Here is a 14,504-nt window from a genome sequence, read left to right on the forward strand (position 1 = left end):
GGTCGATGTTCCTAACTCGTGGATCAGTGGGTGGTGACGACGCGCGATGCGGTGAACACGTCGATCTCGTGGTCGGAGTAGCCGAGGCCGGCGAGCACCTCGGCAGTGTGCTGGCCCAGCTCGGGCGCAGCCTCGGAGGCGGTACGGCGCTTGCCGTCGAGCGTGAACGGCAGGCCGGGGCTGGTGTAGGACGCGCCGTCACGCGCGGAGACGTGCACCAGCACCTCGGACTCGATGACGTCCTTGTCCTCGGCGATCTCGTCGTAGGAGCGGACGGCGCCGGCCACGATGCCGACCGACATCAGCAGCTCGACGGCCTCTTCACGGGTCTTGGTCGAGAGCGCCTCGGCCAGCGCAGCCATCAGCGCCGGCCGGTTGGCAACCCGGGCCGGGTTGTCGGCGAAGCGGGGGTCCTGGGCCATCTCGGGGCGGCCGATCACGTTGCACAGAGCGACGAACTTCGACGCCGTGTAGGCAGAGAGCACGATCGTGCCGTCGGCGGTGGAGACCGCGTCCGCCGCCGGAGCGGCCAGCGCCTGGCCGTTGCCGCAGCGCTCGGGGGCTTCGCCGGTCACCGTGTACTGCCCCCAGCTGGCTGCCTGGACCGACAGCGCCGCCTCGAGCAGCGAGGTCTCGACGTGGGTGCCGCGGCCGGTCGACGTACGTGTGAAGAGAGCGGCGAGGATGCCGGTGACCAACGCGTTGGCGGCGGCCGTGTCGACGGCGTGGAAGCCCATGCGCTGCGGCTCTCCGTCGGCCTCGCCGGTCGTGTGCATCATGCCGAACTCGGCCTGGGCCGCGATGTCGAGGCCGGGTCGCGACTTCGACGGACCACGGGTGCCGTAGCCGCTGACACTGGCGTAGATGAGGCCCCGGTAGAGCTCCATCAGCTCGGTCGCGCCCAGCCCGAGGCGCTCGGCGGAGCCGACCCGGAAGTTCTGCACCAGCACGTCGGTGTGCGCCAGCAGCCGGTGCAGGATCTGCTTGCCGGCCTCGGTGGTGAGGTCGAGCGAGACGCTGCGCTTGTCGCGGTTGAACGCGCGGAGCATGGATTCGCCGAAGTCACCGATGCCGCGGACCTGGTCGCCGGCGACGCTCTCGATCTTGATCACGTCGGCACCGAGGTCGGACAGGGTCTGTCCCGCGCTGGGGCCGGCGATGTACTGGCCGAGGTCGAGCACCCGGATTCCGGTGAGGGGGCCGTGGGTGGTCATCGCGCGTCCTCCTTGGCGGCGTACTCCAGGGTGAGCTTCTCGAGCGTGCGGCGGGCGCGCTCGGGGTTGAGCATGAGGCCGCCGATGATGCCGAAGACGCAGACCGCGATCCCGACGTACATGAAGCCGGTGGCGTAGCCCTCGGCGGGCGTCGCGGCGTGGTCGACGATGACGCCGAGCACGTACGGCGCGACGATGCCGGCGACGCTGTAGGCGGCGATGATGCAGCCGAAGAACCCGACGCGCTGGTGGGCCGGCAGGAAGTCGGAGGCGCCGGCGAAGGCGACCGAGAAGGCGACGCTGTTCACGGCGAAGCCGCAGATCACCAGCACCAGCTGGATCGGTCCACGCTCGAGCTGGGTGAAGACGACCATCGACAGGCCGCCGAAGACGAGGTAGGCGGTGGTCAGGTAGCCGCGGGCCACCCGGGAGGAGTAGCCGCGTCGCAGCAGGCGGCCCGACAGCATGCCCGCCGAGAGCAGGAAGACGACCGCGACGGCGTAGGGAATGGTGACCAGGGTGCCGACCGAGCTCGAGGAGTAGCCCAGGCCCTCGTGCATGTACGCCGGCAGCCACGCGACCTTGAGCGAGGAGATCAGGTAGCCGGCGAACGAGAGCATCACCAGGCCCCAGAAGCTGCGCAGGGTGAGCAGGCGGTGGAACGGGACCACGATGTGGCCGTTGGGGTCGATCTTCTTCTCTGCCTTGGCGACGGTGCTGGTCGCCTCGGCGCCCTTGCGGAACGGGAGGCGCTCGGAGAACCACGCCCAGCCGATGATCCACAGCGTGCCGACCGCGACCAGGACGACGAACGCGCCGTGCCAGTGCCAGGTCAGGATCACCCAGGTGAGCGTCGGGGCGGCGACCAGCGGACCGACCGAGGAGCCGGCGTTGACGATGGCGCCGGCTGTCGCGCGCTTCTCGGGGGCGAAGCGGTCGGCGACGATCGACTGGCACAGCGCGTGGGCCGGGCCTTCGAAGAAGCCGAGGGCGACGCGGGCCGCGAGCAGCACGCCGAACGAGGTCTGCACGGTCAGCGGGAGCATGCACAGCACCCAGGAGGCCATCAGCAGGCCGGCGCCCCAGGTGTAGGAGATCTTGCGCAGCGCCGCGGAGAGCACGACGGCGCCGAGGGCGAACATCCAGAAGAACGCACTGGAGAGCAGGCCGTACTGGCCGGCGGAGAGCCCGAGGTCTTCACGGATCTGCGTGCTGGCCAGGCCGACGGCGGCCTTGTCGGCGAAGTTCAACGTGAAGAAGAGGAACATGAAGATCACGATTCCCCAGGCTCGCTTGTCGAGCGGGGGCTTGCGCTCCGACGTGGAGCGGATTGCTTCGACTGTCACCATGACGACCTTCTCGATGTGGGATGTCGCGATGCGCAGTCGGTGGGTGACTGGCATCACAAGCGGTGTCCTCACATGAGACCTGCGGACGGGCAGGGCGATCAACGGGATCTTCGAGGTCACTCCGTTCGGCTGCGCCTATAGGTGCAGGTCAGAGGCCTGCGGCGCGGCCGTCGTACGGCGACCTGATCGACGATCCCACGCAGGAATGCCCCGCGGAAGAGTCCAGGACTCCTCCGCGGGGCAGGTTCGAGGCGTGTGTCAGAGGCGCTCGATGATGGTGACGTTGGCCTGGCCGCCGCCCTCGCACATCACCTGCAGGCCGTAGCGGCCGCCGGTGCGCTCGAGCTCGTTGAGCAGCGTGCTCATCAGGCGGGTGCCGGTGGCGCCGATCGGGTGGCCGAGGGCGATGCCGCCGCCGTTGACGTTCACCTTCTCCAGCGGCGCACCGGTCTCCTTGGACCAGGCGAGGACGACAGACGCGAACGCCTCGTTGCACTCGAAGAGGTCGATGTCGTCGATCGACATGCCGGCCTTCCTCAGCGCGTGCTCGGTCGCCGTGATGGGACCGGTGAGCATCCAGACCGGGTCGTCACCACGCACGGACAGGTGGTGGATGCGGGCCCGGGGTGTGAGCCCATGGTCCTTGACCGCCCGTTCCGAGGCGATCAGCAGGGCCGACGACGCGTCGCAGATCTGCGAGGCCACGCCCGCCGTGATGCGCCCACCCGGCTGCAACGGCTGCAGCCCGGCCATCTTCTCCAGCGAGGTGTCACGGGGGCACTGGTCGGTGTCGAAGAAGGAACCGTCGGCCAGCGTGACGGGCTCGATCTCGTTGACGAACCGCCCCTCGGAGATGGCCGCCTTCGCGCGCACGTGCGACGAGAGGGCGAACTCCTCCATCTGCTCCCGCGAGATGTCCCACTTCTCGGCGATCATCTCGGCCGAGTTGAACTGCGAGACCTCGACGTCGCCGTACCGCGCGAGCCAGCCGGGCGACTGGGCGAAGGGGGTGGTGAAGCCATATTGGTCGGCCACGATCATGGCCGCCGAGATCGGGATCGCGCTCATGTTCTGCAGGCCACCAGCCACGACGAGGTCCTGGGTGCCCGACATGACTCCCTGGGCGGCGAAGTGCACCGCCTGCTGCGACGAGCCGCACTGCCGGTCGATGGTCACGCCCGGCACGTGGTCGGGCAGCCCGGCCACCAGCCACGCCGTGCGCGCGACGTCGCCGGCCTGCGAGCCGATCGTGTCGCAACAGCCCATGATCACGTCGTCGACGGCACCCGGGTCGACACCGGTACGCCGCATGAGGGCGGCCAGGGAGTGGGCGCCGAGGTCGGCCGAGTGCATCTCGGCCAGGGCGCCGCCGCGCTTGCCGACCGGTGTGCGGACGGCGTCGATGATGTAGGCCTCGGCCACGGTGTTCCTCCGGTGTTGGTTTCTCAGAGTGGGTGGAGCGGATCAGGCGTGCTGGCTGCTGACGGAGACGACCTCGCCGGTCATGTACGACGAGTAGTCGCTGGCCAGGAAGACCATCACGTTGGCGATCTCCCACGGCTCCGCGGCGCGACCGAAGGCCTCCTTGCCCTTGAGCTCGGCGAGCAGCTCGTCGGAGGTGACCTTGGCCAGGAACGGGTGCATGGCCAGGCTCGGCGAGACCGCGTTGATGCGGATGCCGTGCTCGGCGACGTCGATGGCGGCGCAGCGGGTCAGTGCCATCACGCCGGCCTTGGCCGCGGCGTAGTGCGCCTGGCCGTCCTGGGCGCGCCAGCCGATCACCGAGGCGTTGTTGATGATCACGCCGCGCTTGCCGGCGGCGACCATGCGGTTGGACGCCGCACGAACGCAGCGGAACGTGCCGGTGAGGGTCACGTCGAGGACCTTGCTCCACTGGTCGTCGGTCATCTCGAGGATCGAGGCGGTGCCGCCGAGGCCGGCGTTGTTGATCATCACGTCGACGCCGCCGAAGGCCTCTGCCGCGTCGAGCAGCGCGGTGACGTCGTCGTCATTGGTGACGTCGCAGACCACGGAGGTGACCCGGTCGGCGCCGAACTCCTCCCCCAGCGAGTCGACGGCTTCCTTGAGGCGGCGCTCGTGGGTGTCGCCGAGCACGACGGCCTTGGCGCCCTCCTCGAGGCACTTGCGGACGACGGCCGCACCGATGCCGGCTCCCGCGGCCGCGGTGACGACCACGGTGCGGTCGGCGAGCAGGTCGTGGCCCGGGACGTAGGTGGGGGCAGGCTGTTCGGGACGGGTCATCCCCGTGGCTCCTTAGGTAGGCCGAGCACACGCTCGGCGATGATGTTGCGCTGGATCTCGTCGGAGCCGCCATAGATGGTGTCGGCACGACTGAAGAGGTAGAGGCTCTGGTGCTGGTCGAGCTCGTACGGCGGCTCGGCGACGGTCAGCCCCCGGGCGCCGTGCACCTCCATGGCGAGCTCGCCGAGGTCACGGTGCCACCGGGCCCACAGCAGCTTGGAGACCGAGGCCTCCGGGCCCTGCGAGCCGGAGTCGTAGGAGCTGAGCGTGCGCAGTGCGTGGGTGCGGATCACCTCGAGGCCAAGGCGGGCGCGGGCGATCTTGTCGGCGATGACCGGGTCGTCCCACGTGCCGTTGGCCCGGGCGACCTCCTCGACGCCCTCGAGCTCGCGGGCGAAGCCGATCTGCTGCGCGATCGTGGAGACCCCGCGCTCGAAGCCGAGCGTGGCCATCGCGACCCGCCACCCGTCACCGGGAGCGCCGACGACCAGGTCGGCGCTGGTGCGGGCGCCGTCGAAGAAGACCTCGTTGAACTCCGAGGTGCCGGTCAGCTGCAGGATCGGCTCGACGCGTACGCCGGGCTGGTCGAGGGGCACCAGCAGGTAGGAGAGCCCTGCGTGGCGCTCGGATCCCGGCTCGGTGCGGGCGATGACGAAGCACCAGTCGGAGTTGTGCGCGAGCGACGTCCAGATCTTCTGGCCGTCGATGACCCACTCGTCGCCCTCGAGGCGGGCCCGGGTGCGCACGCCGGCCAGGTCCGAGCCGGCGCCGGGCTCGGAGTAGCCCTGGCACCACAGCTCGGTGGCGTTGACGATGCCGGGCAGGAAGCGGTCGCGCTGCTCGTCCGTGCCGAGGGCGATCAGGGTCGGGCCGAGCAGCTCCTCGCCGAGGTGGTTCACGCCGGCAGGCGCGTCGGCGCGGGCGTACTCCTCGTGGAAGATCACCTGCTGGAAGAGGCTGAGGTCGCGGCCGCCGTGTTCCTTCGGCCAACCCAGGCAGGTCCAGCCCGCCTTGGCGAGATGCTGGTTCCAGGCCACACGCTCGTCGTACGACTCGTGCTCGCGGCCCGAGCCACCACGGCCCTTGATCGCGGCGAAGTCACCGACGAGGTTGTCGGCGAGCCACTGGCGCACCTCGTCGCGGAACTCTTCGTCCGCGGCGGAGTAGGTCAGGTCCACGTCAGGTCTCCTTCTTGGTGCAGGAATGGCGGCCGGCCACCACTGGGACTCACCTTACCTAACCAAGCACTTGTTTGGTAGTGTCGTCCCAGTTCCCCACCGCTGAGGTGACACTGAGGAGAGAGATGCCCCACGACGAGCCGACCGCCGCGAGCACCTCGGTGGTCACCTACGAACGGCGCGGACCGGTGGCCGTGGTGACGCTGAACCGCCCCGACTACGCCAACGCGCAGAACTCCGAGATGACCTACGCACTCGACGCGGCGTTCGTCCGCGCGGTCGACGACGACGAGGTGAAGGTGATCGTGCTGGCCGGCAACGGCAAGCACTTCTGCGGCGGTCACGACATCGGCACACCCGGCCGCGACATCGACCAGAGCTTCACCCGCCAGGCGGTCATCCACTGGGACCACGTCGACAAGCAGGGCGTCGAGTCCCGCTTCGCCCGCGAGTCCGAGGTCTACCTGGGCATGTGCCGGCGCTGGCGCGAGATCCCCAAGCCGATGATCGCGATGGTCCAGGGCGCCTGCATCGCCGGCGGCCTGATGCTGGCCTGGTCGTGCGACTTCATCGTCGCCTCCGACGACGCCTGGTTCGCAGACCCGGTGGTGCGCATGGGCATCCCCGGCGTCGAGTACTTCGCGCACCCGTGGGTGATGAACCCGCGGGCCGCCAAGGAGCTCCTCTTCACCGGCGACCGCTTCCCCGCGCAGCGCGCCCAGGAGCTCGGCATGGTCAACCGTGTGGTTCCCCGCGCCGACCTCGAGCGCACCGTCATGGAGATTGCAGAGAGGATCGCCACGATGCCCCGTCTGGGACTCGCGCTGACCAAGAAGGCCGTGAACCAGGCCGAGGACCTGCAGGGGCTGCGCGCCGGCATCGACTCCGTCTTCGGCCTCCACCACGCGGCCCACGCGCACAACGTCGAGGTGGGCGGCGACCCGCTGGCCGACCTCGACGGCCGTGCGATGGCCACCGCGAACAAGAACGGAGCGGTCACCCGATGAGCCTCGACTTCACCGAGCACGAAGAGGCCTTCCGCGCCGAGGCCCGCGCCTGGCTGGCCGAGCACTCGCCCGGCCGGCTGCCCTCGATGGACACCGCCGACGGCGCCGCGGCACACCGCGAGTGGGAGAAGAAGCTTGCCTCCGGTCGCTGGTCGGTCGTCGCCTGGCCCGAGCAGTACGGCGGCCGCGAGGTCTCGCTGACCGAGTGGGTGATCTTCGAGGAGGAGTACTACCTCTCCGGAGCCCCGACCCGCATCACGCAGAACGGCATCTCGCTCCTCGCCCCGATCATCTTCGAGCACGGCACCCCCGAGCAGCAGCAGCGCTTCCTGCCCGCGATGGCCGACGGCTCCGATGTCTGGGCCCAGGCCTGGTCCGAGCCCGAGGCCGGCAGCGACCTGGCCGGCATCCGCAGCACCGCCACCCGCGACGAGGCCCGTGGCGGCTGGGTGCTCAACGGACAGAAGACGTGGAGCTCGCGTGCGCCGTACGCCGACCGTGGCTTCGGTCTCTTCCGCAGCGACCCGGCCGCCGAGCGGCACCGCGGCCTGACCTACTTCCTCTTCCCACTGACCGCCGACGGCATCACCGTGCGGCCGATCCCCCAGCTGGACGGCGACCCGGGCTTCGCGGAGATCTTCTTCGACGACGTGTTCGTGCCCGACGCCGACGTGCTGGGCGGGGCCGGCGACGGCTGGCGCGTGGCGATGAGCACCGCCGGCAACGAGCGCGGGCTCTCCCTGCGCGCGCCGGGCCGCTTCATGGCCGCCGCCGACCGACTGCTCGACCTGTGGCGCGAGCGGGGCGACGAGACCCCCACGCTGCGCGACGACGTCGTCGACGCGTGGATCGGCGCCCGGGCCTACCAGTTCTACACATGGGGCACCGTCGACCGCCTCCAGGACGGTGGCGACATGGGCGCGGCCGGCAGCGTGAACAAGCTGTTCTGGTCCGACCTCGACGTCGACCTCCACGAGACCGGTCTCGCACTGCTCGGCGCCGACCAGGAGCTGCGCGGCGAGGCCGCCCCCAACGGCGGACGATGGATGGACGACTACCTGTTCTCCCTCTCCGGTCCGATCTACGCGGGCACCAACGAGATCCAGCGCAACATCGTTGCCGAACGCATCCTCGGGCTGCCCCGGGGCGAGAAGAGGTCCTGACCATGCGATTCGCCATGTCCGCGGAGCAGCGCTCCTTCGGCGATGCCCTGACCGGCCTGCTCACCGCCTCCGACGTCCCTGCCGCGAACCGGGCCTGGGCCGCCGGCGACGACACCGCCGGCCTGCGCCTGTGGGAGAAGCTCGCCGAGCTCGGGGTGACTGCCCTCGTCGTGCCCGAGGAGGCCGGCGGCATCGACGGCACTCCCCTCGACCTCGCGGTCGCCTTCGAGTGCCTGGGCCATCACGGCGTCCCCGGTCCCTGGATCGAGTCGGTCGCCCTCGCCCCCTCGCTGCTGGCCGGCACGAAGCACCACGACGTCCTGGCCGACGTGGCCGAGGGCTCGGCACGGGTCACGATCGCCGTGCCACCGTTGGCGCCGTACGCCCTCGACGCCGGGTCGGCCACCCACGCGTTCCTCCTCGACGCGGACACCCTCTCCCCCTCGCGGTCGACGCGCGAGCTCACCTCGGTGGACCCGTCGCGCCGGCTGCACGCCGTCGAGGCCGACGGTCCGCGCGAGATCCTGGCCGTCGACGCCGTCGCGCGTGGCCTCGAGCTGGCCACCCTGGCCTGCTCGGCGAGCCTGGTCGGCACCGGCGAGAGGCTGCTGCGCGACTCCGTGACGTACGTCGGTCAGCGCCGCCAGTTCGGCCGCGTCATCGGTGAGTACCAGGCGATCAAGCACGCCCTCGCCGACGTCCGCGTGGCCCTCGACTTCGCCCGCCCGCTGGTGCACGGCGCGGCCCGCGGCCTCGAGTCCGGCGACGACGGCGCGACGCGCGACGTGTCGGCCGCGAAGGTGGCCGCCACAGACGCCGCACACCTCGCGGCCCGTACGGCGCTGCAGGTGCACGGCGCGATCGGCTACACCATGGAACACGACCTGAGCATCTGGATCCTGCGCGCCCGTGCGCTGGCCGGCGCGTGGGGCAGCACGTCCCACCACCGCGGCCGGGTGCTCGACCACCTGATGAGGAGCTGAGCGTGCACTTCGGACTGAGCGAGGAGCAGGAGGAGCTGGCCGGTGCCGTGCGCACCCTCGTGGAGCGTCGCGCGGGCCAGGTCGACCTGCGCGCCGCGACGCAGGCTGCCCGGGGCTTCGACGAGGCACTCTGGGAGACCCTGTGCGGCCAGATCGGCGTGGCCGCGCTGGCGATCCCCGAGGAGTACGGCGGCGCCGGGTTCTCCACCTTCGAGACCCACGTCGTCCTCGAGACGCTGGGCCGCACGCTGACGCCCACTCCCCTGCTCGGGTCGGGCGTGCTGGCGACCCGGGCCGTGCTGCTGGCCGGCACGCCCGACGACTGCGCGCGCCTGCTGCCGCCGCTCGCCGAGGGCACCCACGTGGCCGCCCTCGCCTGGGCCGACGCATCGGGTCAGTGGCGTGCCGACGGCTCCGACGTACGTGCGACGGCGGACGGCGACAGCTGGCGCCTCGACGGCGCGGCCACCCTCGTGCTCGACGCGCACGGAGCCGACCTGCTCCTGGTCGTGGCAGCCACCGAAGACGGCCCGCGACTCTTCGAGGCCGACCTCTCAGCGGGAGTCGAGCGCACGGCCACCCCCGCGCTCGACCTGACCCTGCAGCTCGACACCGTCACGTTCGACGGCGCACCGGCGACCCCGGTCGGCGGCGTGCTCACCGACGAGCTGGCCACCCTGCGCGCGGAAGCGGCCGTGGCCGTGACCGCGCTCCAGGTGGGCGGCGCACAGGGCGCCCTCGACCGCACCGTCGCGCACCTCAAGGAGCGCGAGCAGTTCGGCCGGCCGCTCGGGTCGTTCCAGGCGCTCAAGCACCGGGTCGCCGACCTGCTCGTGGCCGTGGAGACCTCCCGGTCGATCTCCTGGTCGGCTGCGTGGGCCGCTGCGCAGGGCGACGCCGACGTCGTGCGGCAGGCCGCCCTGGCCAAGGCCTGGTGCTCCGAGGCGTTCGCAGAAGTCGCCGCCGAGATGGTGCAGCTGCACGGTGGCATCGCGATCACCTGGGAGCACGACGCGCACCTCTTCTTCAAGCGCGCCCACGCCACCGGAGAGCTCTTCGGCTCCGCGCGCGAGCACCGGCGCAGCCTGCTGCCGGCATGACGATGCGGTCCACGGTCGAGCAGCCGGCGGGTCGGGGCTCAGCCGGCCAGCAGCCCGCCGTGCAGCATCGCGAGGTACTGCTCGGCGACCTTGTCGTGACGCAGCTTGCCGCGGGGGTTGTACCACTTCACCGCGGACCACACTCCGTCGCGGATGAACCGGTAGATGACGCCGCTCTCGAGGTCGGCACGGAAGTCTCCGGACTCACGCCCCTGCACCAGCACCTGCAGCCAGACCCGCTCGATCTTGCGGCTCGTCTTCGCGACGACCTCGAACTCCGGCTGGGTCATCAGCAGGTTGGACTCGTTCTGGTAGAGCGCGACGGCGTGGCGCTGCCCGTCGATGGCGACGAAGCTCGCCCGCACCAGCTCGTCCAGGGTCTCGCGCGGGGTGCCGGATTCGTCGACGATCGTGCGGAACGTGTCGTGCAGGCCGGTCAGGAACTCGCGCAGGATCTCGTTGAGCATCGACTCCTTGGAGTCGAAGTGGTGGTAGAGGCTCCCGGACAGGATGCCGGCAGCGTCCGCGATGTCGCGCACGGTCGTCTGGGAGAACCCGCGTGTGGCGAAGAGCTCGGCCGCCAGGGCGAGCAGTTCCGTACGCCGGGCCGAGCCCTGGCCGTTGCCGTTGGCACGGCCGGCCTTCTCGTTGCCTCGTGGCGTCATCGACAGATCCCTTCTCATGGGGTGGCGGTGCGGGAGTCTGCTCCTGCGCCCTGCCTGCGGCCCTCGAGGCCACGTTCCGTGACTAGGATACCTAACAAGCACTTGTTCAGTAAGGAGTTGGCATGTCTCATCTGACCGTGCCCGCACTGATCGACGACAGCGCCCGGCGCTTCGGCGACTCCCCTGCGGTCGTCGACGGCGACCAGCGGCTCACCTACGCCGACCTCGCGGCCGAGTCGCGTCGTACGGCGCGGGCCTACCTGGCGGCCGGCGTACGACCGGGCGACCGGGTGGCGATCTGGGCGCCCAACCGCCTCGAGTTCGTGCTCGCCCTGCTGGGTGCGCAGGTGATCGGCGCCTCGGTGGTGCCGCTCAACACCCGCTACCGCGGCCGCGAGGCGCGGGTGGTGCTCGAGCGCGCCCGGGCCAGCGCCCTGGTGCTGGTCAACGGCTTCCTCGGCGCCGACTACTTCACGATGCTGACCGAGTCCGTCGAGGACGGCACCGAGTCGGGCGAGGGCCCCGTCGCGGGTCTCCCCCACCTGCACACCGTCGTCGACCTCGGCTCGACCGGTCAGGAGGGAACCATCGGCTGGGACCGGTTCCTGGCCGGTGCCGAGTCCGTCACCCCCGAGGCACTGGCCGAGGCCGAGGCCACGGTCACCTCCGAGACGGTCTGCGACATCCTCTACACCTCCGGCACCACCGGCCTGCCCAAGGGCGTGATGAGCGCGCACCGGCAGACGATCGGGGTGGCCGACGTCTGGGCCACGGGCGCCTCCCTCACGGAGGCCGACCGCTATGCCATCGTGAACCCGTTCTTCCACAGCTTCGGCTACAAGGCAGGCATCATGGCCTGCCTCACCGCCGGTACGACGATCTATCCGGTGCGCACCTTCGACCCGCCGGAGCTGATGGCGTTCATCGAGAGCGAGCGGATCACCGTGCTGCCCGGTGCGCCGACGATCTTCCTCACCCTGATCAACCACCCACGCCTGGCCGACTTCGACCTGTCGTCGTTGCGCTTCTCCATCGCGGGTGCCGCCTCGGTGCCCGAGACGCTCTTCAAGGAGATGCTCGAGGTGCTCGGCTTCGACCAGGTGGCCCAGGCCTACGGACTGACCGAGTGCGTGGTCGCCACCCAGTCGCGGCCCAACGAGGATCCCCTGCACGTCGCGGAGACCACCGGCCCGGCCTGCCCCGGCATCGAGGTGCGCACGGTCGACGCCGAGGGTGACGACGTGGCGGTCGGCGCGGACGGCGAGATCCTGCTGCGCGGCGACAACGTCATGCTCGGCTACTTCGAGGACGACGCAGCCACGGCGGAGGCGATCGACCCCGACGGCTGGTTGCACACCGGCGACGTGGGCCGCCTCGACGAGCACGGCTGCCTCAAGATCACCGACCGCATCAAGGACATGTTCACCGTCGGCGGCTTCAACGTCTATCCCGCCGAGATCGAGGGCGTGCTGACCAGCCACCCCGATGTCGTGGAGTGCGCCGTCATCGGCATCCCCGACGAGCGGATGGGCTCGGTCGGCCGGGCGTACGTCGTGCCCCGGCCCGGCGCCACGATCGACGTCGCCGCGCTGACGGCGTACTGCAAGACGCGCCTGGCCAACTTCAAGGTGCCCCGCGAGATCGTCACCGTCGCGGAGTTCCCGCGCAACGCCAGCGGCAAGATCCTCAAGCGGGACCTGCGCGACGACGCCTGACCCTGGTCAGGCGTCGTCGTTGGCGCAGCGGAAGCCCATGTTGCCGCTGGCCGAGTCGGGTGTGTTGCTCGACCGGGCGGAGACCCGGTAGCGGTGGCAGTAGGAGTCGTGGCACAGGTAGGAGCCACCGCGCATCACCCTGGCCGCGCCGGTGTCGGGGCCTCGCGGGTCCACTGCCGGGCTGACCTCGTAGTAGCCGGGGTCGAACCAGTCGGCGCACCACTCCCAGACGTTGCCGGCCATCTGCCACAGGCCGTGTCCGTTGGGCCGGTAGGTCTTGACCGGCGCGGTGGCCAGGTGGCCGTCGTCCTCGGTGTTGCTGCGCGGGAAGTCGCCCTGCCAGATGTTGCACTGCCAGCGGCCTCTGGGTGTCAGCTCGTCGCCCCAGGCGAACCGGGCGCCGTCGAGTCCACCTCGTGCGGCGTACTCCCACTCGGCCTCGGTCGGGAGGCGCTTGCCTGCCCAGGCGGCGTACGCCGACGCGTCGTTCCACGTCACGTGCACGACGGGGTGGTTCTGCCGGTCCTGGATGCTCGAGCCGGGTCCCCCCGGCTGCCGCCACGACGCACCCTTGACGGCCAGCCACCACGGCGCCTCGGCGACCTGCTGGAGCACGTCGGAGCGCTCGCCCCGGAAGGCCAGGTGGAAGACCGCGGAGACGCCCAGCTCCTCCGCCTCGGTGACGTGGCCGGTGTCCTTGCAGAAGGCCGCGAAGGCGGCGTTGGTGACCGTGGTCGCGTCCATCCAGAACGACTCGAGGCGCACCCGGTGCACGGGGGTCTCGCCGTCGCCGGCGTAGCCCTCGTCGAAGGGGTCGCCCATCGCGAAGTCACCGGCCGGGATCCGCACCTGGCCACGCGTGCTTCGCGGTCGCGCGACGGCGTGCGCCGGGGGCCGGATCTCTGCGGGCCCGTCGGCGGGACGGCCCGGGGAGCAACAGGGTGACGGTTCGTTCACGCTGCCGATTCTGGTCCCGGCACCGACCGGCCCCTGCAGCGGGTTCGCTGAGTGGGACATTTCCACGCGCCGGGGAGCCGTCGGCGTTGACTTCGCCGGAGACCCGGACGACCGAGCACAGGAGTGGCCGCACCCATGGACAGCGACCCGGTAGCGCAGACCACGCAAGGGAATCGGAGTCCCGACGGCCGTTGGCCCGAGTCCGTGTACGGCGCAGGATCAGAACCCGACTACCGGTTCAGCTTCGCCAACGAGCGCACGTTCCTGGCCTGGATCCGGACGGCGCTGGCGCTGCTCGCCGCCGGCGTCGCCATCGACGCCGTCGATCTGCCCCTGAGGGCAGAGTCGCAGCACCTGCTGGCGATCCTGCTGACGGTGACCGGCGCACTGTGCGCCGTGATCGCGTGGATCCGCTGGTCGCGTGCGGAGCGGGCCATGCGCCGTTCCGCGCCGCTGCCGGGCTTCGGGCTCGGCGCCCTCTTCACCGGCCTGGTGGTCTGCGCGGCCGTCGTGGTGATCGCGTCGGTCGCGTGAGCGTCGCGGCCGACCCGGGGCTGGCCAACGAACGCACCGCCCTGGCGTGGCAACGCACCGCCCTGAGCCTCATGGTGTGCGCGGCGATCCTGGCCCGCCTGACGTACGGCGATCTCGGGGGCGCCGCCTTCACCGTCCTCGGCCCGGCCTTCCTGCTCAGCCTGTGGGTGTTCGTCGAGAGCCGAGGCCGCTACCGGCGTACCCGAGGCACCCGGGCGGCCCGTCGACGCCGAGGGGGCCGGGCCCCGCTGACCGTTGCCGTGGCGACCTGCCTCCTGTGCCTGACCGAGACGACCGTGCTCCTGCTGTCGTGAGGAGCCCCGGTTTCGCTGAGCGGGACATTCCCGGCAGCACGACCAGCCGTGGAGAGACTTGCG

The 14,504-nt window shown here is 70.9% G+C and carries 14 protein-coding genes; 7 read left to right on the forward strand and 7 right to left on the reverse strand.

Going from position 1 to position 14,504, the window contains the following annotated elements; genetic code table 11:
- Window positions 1-23 precede the first annotated feature (23 nt).
- The 5 genes from ASH02_RS24310 to ASH02_RS24330 form a co-directional block, all read right to left on the reverse strand.
- Window positions 24-1,214, reverse strand: a complete 1,191-nt coding sequence (locus tag ASH02_RS24310; protein ID WP_057295634.1) for a CaiB/BaiF CoA transferase family protein — start codon at window positions 1,212-1,214, stop codon at window positions 24-26.
- Window positions 1,211-2,617 carry an MFS transporter gene (locus ASH02_RS24315; protein WP_200959236.1) on the reverse strand — a complete coding sequence of 469 codons (1,407 nt, stop codon included), beginning with the start codon at window positions 2,615-2,617 and terminating at the stop codon, window positions 1,211-1,213. Before ASH02_RS24315 ends, ASH02_RS24310 begins: the two co-directional genes overlap by 4 nt.
- A gap of 204 nt (window positions 2,618-2,821) precedes the next feature.
- Entirely contained in the window at window positions 2,822-3,985 is a 1,164-nt protein-coding gene (locus tag ASH02_RS24320; RefSeq protein ID WP_057295635.1) for an acetyl-CoA C-acetyltransferase, read from the reverse strand.
- A gap of 42 nt (window positions 3,986-4,027) precedes the next feature.
- A complete protein-coding gene (locus tag ASH02_RS24325) occupies window positions 4,028-4,825 on the reverse strand; it encodes an SDR family oxidoreductase (RefSeq protein ID WP_056687017.1) in 798 nt (265 codons plus the stop codon).
- Complete coding sequence (locus ASH02_RS24330; protein ID WP_056889723.1) at window positions 4,822-6,003, reverse strand: acyl-CoA dehydrogenase family protein; 1,182 nt, start codon at window positions 6,001-6,003, stop codon at window positions 4,822-4,824. Before ASH02_RS24330 ends, ASH02_RS24325 begins: the two co-directional genes overlap by 4 nt.
- A 125-nt stretch (window positions 6,004-6,128) precedes the next feature.
- On the opposite strand from ASH02_RS24330, the gene ASH02_RS24335 reads away from it, so the two are divergent.
- From ASH02_RS24335 to ASH02_RS24350, 4 genes are read left to right on the forward strand one after another with little or no spacing between them, the layout of a single operon-like run.
- Complete coding sequence (locus ASH02_RS24335; protein WP_056687025.1) at window positions 6,129-7,010, forward strand: enoyl-CoA hydratase; 882 nt, start codon at window positions 6,129-6,131, stop codon at window positions 7,008-7,010.
- On the forward strand, window positions 7,007-8,173 hold the full coding sequence (locus ASH02_RS24340; RefSeq protein WP_057295636.1) for an acyl-CoA dehydrogenase family protein: 1,167 nt from the start codon (window positions 7,007-7,009) through the stop codon (window positions 8,171-8,173). Before ASH02_RS24335 ends, ASH02_RS24340 begins: the two co-directional genes overlap by 4 nt.
- A gap of 2 nt (window positions 8,174-8,175) precedes the next feature.
- Window positions 8,176-9,156, forward strand: coding sequence for an acyl-CoA dehydrogenase family protein (locus ASH02_RS24345; protein ID WP_057295637.1), 981 nt, complete (start codon window positions 8,176-8,178; stop codon window positions 9,154-9,156).
- 2 nt (window positions 9,157-9,158) lie between these two features.
- A complete protein-coding gene (locus ASH02_RS24350) occupies window positions 9,159-10,256 on the forward strand; it encodes an acyl-CoA dehydrogenase family protein (protein WP_057295638.1) in 1,098 nt (365 codons plus the stop codon).
- Window positions 10,257-10,294: 38 nt separating this feature from the next.
- Here ASH02_RS24350 and ASH02_RS24355 read toward each other — a convergent pair whose 3' ends face one another.
- Window positions 10,295-10,921, reverse strand: a complete 627-nt coding sequence (locus ASH02_RS24355; protein ID WP_056687041.1) for a TetR/AcrR family transcriptional regulator — start codon at window positions 10,919-10,921, stop codon at window positions 10,295-10,297.
- Between the two features lie 122 nt (window positions 10,922-11,043).
- On the opposite strand from ASH02_RS24355, the gene ASH02_RS24360 reads away from it, so the two are divergent.
- Window positions 11,044-12,636, forward strand: a complete 1,593-nt coding sequence (locus tag ASH02_RS24360; RefSeq protein WP_057295639.1) for a FadD3 family acyl-CoA ligase — start codon at window positions 11,044-11,046, stop codon at window positions 12,634-12,636.
- A gap of 6 nt (window positions 12,637-12,642) precedes the next feature.
- Here the strand turns inward: ASH02_RS24360 and ASH02_RS24365 are convergent, their stop codons facing one another.
- Complete coding sequence (locus ASH02_RS24365; protein WP_235539114.1) at window positions 12,643-13,593, reverse strand: formylglycine-generating enzyme family protein; 951 nt, start codon at window positions 13,591-13,593, stop codon at window positions 12,643-12,645.
- Window positions 13,594-13,728: 135 nt separating this feature from the next.
- Between ASH02_RS24365 and ASH02_RS27405 the strand changes: the two genes are divergently transcribed.
- Both ASH02_RS27405 and ASH02_RS24375 read left to right on the forward strand, forming a co-directional pair.
- Complete coding sequence (locus tag ASH02_RS27405) at window positions 13,729-14,127, forward strand: YidH family protein (protein WP_056687048.1); 399 nt, start codon at window positions 13,729-13,731, stop codon at window positions 14,125-14,127.
- The gene (locus ASH02_RS24375) at window positions 14,124-14,441 is read left to right on the forward strand and encodes a DUF202 domain-containing protein (protein WP_056889728.1); all 318 of its coding nucleotides are present in this window, start codon (window positions 14,124-14,126) and stop codon (window positions 14,439-14,441) included. The genes ASH02_RS27405 and ASH02_RS24375 overlap by 4 nt, the downstream gene beginning before the upstream one ends.
- The last annotated feature ends 63 nt before the right edge of the window (window positions 14,442-14,504 follow it).

This window comes from Nocardioides sp. Soil796 (assembly GCF_001429525.1).
Taxonomy (GTDB): domain Bacteria; phylum Actinomycetota; class Actinomycetes; order Propionibacteriales; family Nocardioidaceae; genus Nocardioides.

Excerpts from the sequence above, each read along its gene's own strand:
- ASH02_RS24360 (WP_057295639.1), top strand. The coding sequence starts at position 11,044 with ATGTCTCATCTGACCGTGCCCGCACTGATCGACGACAGCGCCCGGCGC.
- ASH02_RS27405 (WP_056687048.1), top strand. The coding sequence starts at position 13,729 with ATGGACAGCGACCCGGTAGCGCAGACCACGCAAGGGAATCGGAGTCCC.
- ASH02_RS24310 (WP_057295634.1), bottom strand. The coding sequence starts at position 1,214 with ATGACCACCCACGGCCCCCTCACCGGAATCCGGGTGCTCGACCTCGGC.
- ASH02_RS24325 (WP_056687017.1), bottom strand. The coding sequence starts at position 4,825 with ATGACCCGTCCCGAACAGCCTGCCCCCACCTACGTCCCGGGCCACGAC.
- ASH02_RS24335 (WP_056687025.1), top strand. The coding sequence starts at position 6,129 with ATGCCCCACGACGAGCCGACCGCCGCGAGCACCTCGGTGGTCACCTAC.
- ASH02_RS24345 (WP_057295637.1), top strand. The coding sequence starts at position 8,176 with ATGCGATTCGCCATGTCCGCGGAGCAGCGCTCCTTCGGCGATGCCCTG.
- ASH02_RS24315 (WP_200959236.1), bottom strand. The coding sequence starts at position 2,617 with ATGCCAGTCACCCACCGACTGCGCATCGCGACATCCCACATCGAGAAG.
- ASH02_RS24340 (WP_057295636.1), top strand. The coding sequence starts at position 7,007 with ATGAGCCTCGACTTCACCGAGCACGAAGAGGCCTTCCGCGCCGAGGCC.
- ASH02_RS24355 (WP_056687041.1), bottom strand. The coding sequence starts at position 10,921 with ATGACGCCACGAGGCAACGAGAAGGCCGGCCGTGCCAACGGCAACGGC.